Source organism: Streptomyces sp. NPDC087420 (assembly GCF_044744165.1).
Taxonomy (GTDB): Bacteria; Actinomycetota; Actinomycetes; order Streptomycetales; family Streptomycetaceae; genus Streptomyces.
Genome location: NZ_JBIUXU010000005.1, coordinates 546,092 through 552,198, shown reverse-complemented (window position 1 = coordinate 552,198; position 6,107 = coordinate 546,092). Strand labels below are relative to the sequence as shown.

At 65.9% G+C, this 6,107-nt stretch carries 4 protein-coding genes; 1 reads left to right on the top strand and 3 read right to left on the bottom strand.

Annotated features, from left to right (window positions below; all coding sequences use genetic code 11):
• Window positions 1–1,299: 1,299 nt before the first annotated feature.
• The 3 genes from ACIO1C_RS13305 to ACIO1C_RS13295 form a co-directional block, all read right to left on the bottom strand.
• Window positions 1,300–2,469, bottom strand: coding sequence for an MFS transporter (locus ACIO1C_RS13305; protein WP_401862138.1), 1,170 nt, complete (start codon window positions 2,467–2,469; stop codon window positions 1,300–1,302).
• 74 nt (window positions 2,470–2,543) lie between these two features.
• Entirely contained in the window at window positions 2,544–3,146 is a 603-nt protein-coding gene (locus ACIO1C_RS13300; RefSeq protein WP_401862135.1) for a TetR/AcrR family transcriptional regulator, read from the bottom strand.
• 277 nt (window positions 3,147–3,423) lie between these two features.
• Complete coding sequence (locus tag ACIO1C_RS13295; protein ID WP_401862133.1) at window positions 3,424–3,678, bottom strand: hypothetical protein; 255 nt, start codon at window positions 3,676–3,678, stop codon at window positions 3,424–3,426.
• A 221-nt stretch (window positions 3,679–3,899) separates the two neighbouring features.
• Between ACIO1C_RS13295 and ACIO1C_RS13290 the strand changes: the two genes are divergently transcribed.
• Window positions 3,900–6,041 carry a transporter substrate-binding domain-containing protein gene (locus ACIO1C_RS13290; protein WP_401862130.1) on the top strand — a complete coding sequence of 714 codons (2,142 nt, stop codon included), beginning with the start codon at window positions 3,900–3,902 and terminating at the stop codon, window positions 6,039–6,041.
• The last annotated feature ends 66 nt before the right edge of the window (window positions 6,042–6,107 follow it).

Below are 6,107 nucleotides of genomic sequence, written 5' to 3'. Positions count from 1 at the left end.
CCCCCATCACCCCCCAACTCCTCACCACCTACATCCAATTCTTCATCAACCAAGGCCACTACCCCCCACCCCCCAACAACAACAACCCAAACCACACCCACAACCCAAACCACTAAACCAACACACCCCCACCCCCCGGCCCCCGAGACCACCAACCCCCAGGGAGGCAAGGGGGGCAGGGGGGTAAGGCAGGCCCCCCACCCCATAACCAAAACCCATCACCCGGCGGGCGCCTGCCAGTTCGTGTCGGTGTGCCGACAGCGGCAACCCGTCCGGACGTTCTCCAGCGTCCGGGCACGGTACCGACAAAAGCCGCTGCCCAGTACGTGCCTGTTGGCCACCATCCACACGGCTTCCGCCGGGCCCGTAAGCCGCCGTGAAGGACGGACCTTGCGAACCTGTGGACATACTGATGCAAAACAGCAGCAGTTCGCACCGCTCTCAGGATCCCCATCCCCCACGCGGCATCGGCGCGCGCACCATGCACGCTTTGATGCGGCTGGTGCGCATTCCAACCGATCGGCGCACCTGGTGCGCTTCACCGTCCCGCAGCACACCCGGCCCGCGCCCGGGACAGGACCGCCGCAGACAGGCGCGGACCCCACAACGGCCCAGCCCCTGGTGGACGTGTTCTTGTCGGTGTCGCTGGTACCGGAGGAACGACCGGTACGGCTGCCGGCCCCAGCAACGTCAAACCCATCAACAGCCGAGAGCCCGGCGGCTCGTTGTCTCGGCTCTCCTTTGACACAGCGGCACACCGGGGGCGTTTTTGTAGGTGCTCACGGCTTACTCAAAGCTCCTCGCAGACGGGATTCCGTTCGGTGATCCCGTGATGCCGTGTCGTGGAGGGCACCGTTCAGGGCAGGCAGGGAGGGGGGTGGGACAGCAGCCCGGCTTCCCGCATCCTGTGGCCTTGCTGCCGGATCGATCCGTTCTGCGGCCCACCCGCCCTCACTCAGCTTCCTCAGGACCTTCTCGACGGCGGGAGCGTCGACACTGAACTCGGCGAAAAGACCCATCTGCCCACGGGAGGTCGAGGAAGTGACGTCGTCAGGGGTGATGCCGAACTCTTCGAGTGCGGATCCACGGCACCCGGAACGGCGAAGACTCCGCAGGGGTGATCGGTTCCGCCTCCGTCGGCCGGGGCGGGCAACCGTACCGTCGCATGGTCTTCAGCCGGTCGGCGGTGTGAACGAACGGGTACGGGGCGGAGGGTGTCCAACTCGGTTTTCACCGCTCGCTGTTGGACACCCTCGCACGTCCGCGAACCTCACATTCGGAACTACCCGGCCGGCCTGGTCAGTTCTGTGCCGGCTGAGGACTGACGCGTCGTTTGTACACGGCGGTTTGTGCGCCCAGGACGCAGGCGGCGAGGACGGCAAGGACGGCGCCGGTCCACATGGCGGCGGCAGTGGTGCCCCCCGCGCTGATGGCGACGCCGCCGACCGCGCTGCCGGCCACGACTCCCAGGGTGATGACGGACGTGTGGACGGTGTTGACCAGGTTGCCGGCTCCGGCGACTTCGAAGACCCGGACGACGAGTGCGGGGTTCATCGTGACGCCCACGAGGCCGACCAGGAGCACACCGGGCAGCGCGGCCCAGGGAAGGTGGGCGAAGAGGGCAAGTATCACCAGAGAACCGATCAGGACGAGGTGGCCGACGCGCAGCAGGTTTACCGCATGACGGTCCGCGTAGCGGCCTACCAGGTTGTTGCCGACGACTGTGCACAGGCCGTAGCCGAAGAGGATCACGGTCGTCGTGTCGGGGGAGAAGCCCGCGTCCTGTTCCAGCAGGGGGGTGAAGTAGGAGAACGCGCCGTAAGTCGCTCCGATGGTGAGCAGACTGACGAGGTACCGGCTCCACAGGCGAGGCGAGCGGAAGTGCTGGAGTTCATCGGCGCTGGTCTGCGCGGAGACCGCGGGCAGCGCGGGCAGCGTACGCAGGTCGAGCAGGGCAATGACCAGGCCGGCGGCGCCGAGGGCGACGAAGCTCGCCTGCCAGCTCCATGCGGTGGCGATGGCGTGGCTGATGGGCAGGCCGAGGACTGCGCCGAACATGAGCCCGTTGAGCACGATGGAGATGGAGGACGCGATGCGGTCGGGGCTGGGGGCGAGTCTCGCGGCCATGGTCAGGGTGAGACCGAACACGGCGCCGCCGAGAGTTCCGGTCAGCAGGCGGAGCGCGGCGACCCACCAGTAGTTATGCACCAGAGGGACGGCGGCTTCCAGTACCGCGTAGGCGATGACGACCCCCACGAGCGCGGACTTGGGCGGGACAAGGCGGAGGGCCCAGACGATGAGCGGGCCGCCGATGGCCATGCCGAAGGAGTAGATCGAGATGAACGCGCCGATCGCGGCGGTCGAGGCGCCTAAGCTGCGGGCCATGTCGGGCAGCATGCCCATCGTCTGCAACTCGCTCATTGCGACGAGGAGCAGGGTGAGCATCAGCCAGTAAGGAGGTCGTTTCACGGCAAGGAAACCCTTTCTGTATTCTACAATCCATAATTTGGGCAGAGTGAGGCCACACGTGCCACCCTCTTCGCTCAGGCCAGCAGGGAACGGAGCCCGGCAAGAGCGATCCGGTGCAGCACCTCGGGGGTGACTCCGGTCTGCGCTGTCACGCGGAGGCCCGCGATGAGGGTGTTGACCAGGAGCGCGCCTTCACCGGCGTCAGGGCCCTCAGGAACGCTTCCGTCCACGCGGCCGGCCCGGATGGTGTCCTCCAGCAGGCCGAGTCGTTCCTGCAAGTCTCGGTCGAGGATGCGCCCAATGCGTTCATCACGGGCCCGGAGGTCGGGATTCATCAAGGTGTGCACGCCCATACAGCCGGCGGCGTGCCCCTCGCCGCGGGCAACACGCTCCTCGTCGACGATCGCGGTGACCAGCTTCCGCAGCCGTTCGGCACCACTGAGGGAAGTGTCGGCCAGGATCGACGCCTGATGCCCTCGCATGGTGGCCGCGTAGTGCTCCAGCGCCCGCACGAAAAGCTCATCCTTGGACGTGAACGCGTTGTACAGGCTGCTGCGCCGCACGTCGGCGGCCTCACAGAGCTGCTCGGTCGACGTATCGGCGTAGCCGTGGACACGGAACTGCGCCGCCGCCGCTTCGAGAACCGCGGTCTCGTCAAAGGTGCGTGGTCTGGCCATGCGCGGACGCTATCACATTCTGTACTCTGAGATCCATAACATGCCGTCAGAAGTGAGCGGTCCGTGGGGGAGCAGCCTGAGGCATCTCACTCGGCTCGCGCTCGCCGCGGCCGGCCACGCGCTTGTACGGGGCGAGCCGAGTACGACCGGGTCGAGGGCGCGACCCGGTCCCGGGAGATGTCGCGGGGTACGGCGACATCGGTCCCCTCGGCCCGCTCCACGCCCGTGTGTTGATGCGGGGTCAGCGTGGCCCAGCGGCGTTCACCCGGGTCGCTCGCTACGTGGTGCCGCGGGGGATGCGCCGTTTCGCGATGCGGTTCTTCTTACGAAGCCTGGGGACGGCGGGGCTGGGCCGGTTGGTGTCGGCCGGCCTGACCGATACGACGGCGATGGCGAGGGCGGCCAGGTCGATCCAGTCGGCGGGGAGCCCCAGAGCAAGGAGCGCCGCTCCGGCGACCATCACGCTGACGGCGGTGACGGGCCTGCTACGGAAGAGGAACGTGCCGCGGCGGTCCCTAAAAAACTTTCGCATTGCGGTTGCCTTCCAAAAGTTCGTGGAACGGGTGGAAGACCAGCGTGTGTGGGTGATCTGATGTCCGTTTCCGTCCGTGTCGTCCGCGGGATGTCCGTGCACGTCACAGCGCTGAGTCCGGCCGAATCTCCGGGACAACGTGGACGGATCCGACCCGGAAGGCGGCACCAGTGCATGGAGAAGAGCGGCCCGGCTCTCGGCCCAGGGCCCGGTACAGCCCGGTGGAAGGGGACACGCCCGAGGCGATCGAACTCGCGGAGTGGTTACGTGCGCGCGTAGGCGGACGGAGCCTGCGACAGCTGGAAGGCCTCTTCCCCCATCCTGGCCCCCGGCGTACTCAGTGGAGCGAGTTCCTCAGGGGCCGCAAGCTGATCCCCTCGTGGCTGCTGGACGACATCGTCATCAAACTGGTCCCCCCGCAGGACCGGCAGCTGCATCGAGGCATCGGGCACGAGTTGCGGAAAGCCGCCGAACAGGCTGACGCGGCCCGCCTGGCAGCCGAATCCCCCACCGCTCCCCCCGACGGCACCGCGCACGACTTTCAGATGCGGTTGGAGAACGCCCGCCAGGGCCAGTTCAAGGCCCGGGAGACGGTACAGAGCCTCACCCATCTCATCTACGTCTTCATCAGCGTGATGGCCGATCTGAACCAGCGCTGCAAAAACCTGGAAACCGAACGGGACCAGGCACGCCTGCGACTGCAGCAGCAGGAGGCGGAAACGACGACGGCCAACCAGCAGCGCGCGGCCGAGAACAAGAGACGTGCGGACGAGGACAAACAGCGGCTGGCCGAGACCGAGCGGCGGCTGGCCGAGACAGAGCGGCGGCACGCGGAGTTCGAGGAGAGACTGGCCCGCGCCCGCCGGGAACAGCAGGAAGCCGAAGATCTGCGGATCGCGGCGTTCCAGCAGGCCGAACAGAACCGCCGCGTCTTCAAGCAGCTCACCGGGCAGGACACTCCCGTCGGTTCCTCCGGCGAGGACACCGGCTCGGGGCCCGCGCCACAGCCGTGGGAGTACGACCACCTCCTCGAAACCGCGGACGCGCAGCTCGACTCCCACGACGCCCGCATGGACACCATCCGCGAGCAGATCGGCTTCCCCGCCCCGCCCGCTCCCGACGGGCCGCGGACGATCCCCGGTCAGGTTGTCCCCACCCCGTCCACGGACAGCGCGGACAACGCGCCCGCCCCCGGGGGCACTGTCCCTACCTCGTCCACGGACAGCGCGGACAGCGCGGACAGCGGTTCCGGCACCGCTGTGAAAGGCCACTCCACCCTGTCCGGGACCACCAACCAGCGGGACCGTGAAGTCGATCCGCCGGCCGGCGGGACCGGACCACAGACCGTCCGAAGCGTCGGAGGACGGCGCATGGCACTGGCAGGCACCTGCCTGGCCCTCCTCGCCGTCGGCGGCTGGCTCGCCTGGGACCAGCTCAACGAAACACGCGGACAGGGTTCGGCTTCACCCGGCGCTTCCGCCCCCAGTTCCTCAACCTCGCCTTCCCCCGAAAAGGACGACTCTCTGGCCTTGCTCAAGTCGCTGCGAGACGGCACGGAAAATTTCGTGATCGGAGTCAAAGAAAACCAACCCGGACTGAGCATGAAAGGGAAGAATGATCAATGGTCCGGATCAGAAATCGCCTATGCCAGACTCATCGCCGAAGAGATGGGAATCCCTGCCGGAAAAATCATTTTCAAACCCCTGGGAACCCCTACCCGTGAAGAAAAACTGAAAGATGGAACTGTTCACATCATCGTGGGGACCTACGGCATATCCCCCGACAGGAAGAAAGAAGTCGACTTCGCCGGCCCCTACTACCAGACCGATCAGAAAGTCCTGCTGAGACGCAATCCCAAAGTAGAAGGAGAAGCACAGGTCAGGGACGAATCCGGGAACCAGATTCTCAGGCCGGTGAGATCCCTCGACGACCTGAACATCACCCCCGGCATCCCTCTCTGCACAGTCAAAGGCTCTACTGCCCATAAATACCTGGCCACGACAACGTTCAAGGTGACCGCCATCACCGATTACGCGGACTGCGTGAACGGCCTGCTGAACAAAGACAAATCCGGCTACAAGTACGACGGACTGGCGACCGATGAGATCATCCTGGCGGGCTTCGCAAAAGCCCACGGCGACAAACTCATGATCACCCGTGACGGTTTCGACCAGACGGAAAAGTACGGGATCGGACTGAAGAAGGACAGCCCCGCCCTGAAGCACGCGGTATGCGAAGCCATGAAGAAGATCACGGATGAGCAAGTGAAGGAAATGTATAAGGCAAACTACGTGTGGGACGGCGGGGAAAGCAAGCCGCTACAGGTCATTCCCGAACCAACCGAGTGCGAGACAGACAACTGAACTGGTGGCACAACAGGTCGTGCGATCGCGTACCGCCGTGGACGGCACGGTAGGGATTGCGCGGAA

What these genes read in the sequence shown, in the direction of transcription:
- ACIO1C_RS13300 (WP_401862135.1), bottom strand. Translation starts at nt 3,146, where the DNA reads ATGGCCAGACCACGCACCTTTGACGAGACCGCGGTTCTCGAAGCGGCG.
- ACIO1C_RS13295 (WP_401862133.1), bottom strand. Translation starts at nt 3,678, where the DNA reads ATGCGAAAGTTTTTTAGGGACCGCCGCGGCACGTTCCTCTTCCGTAGC.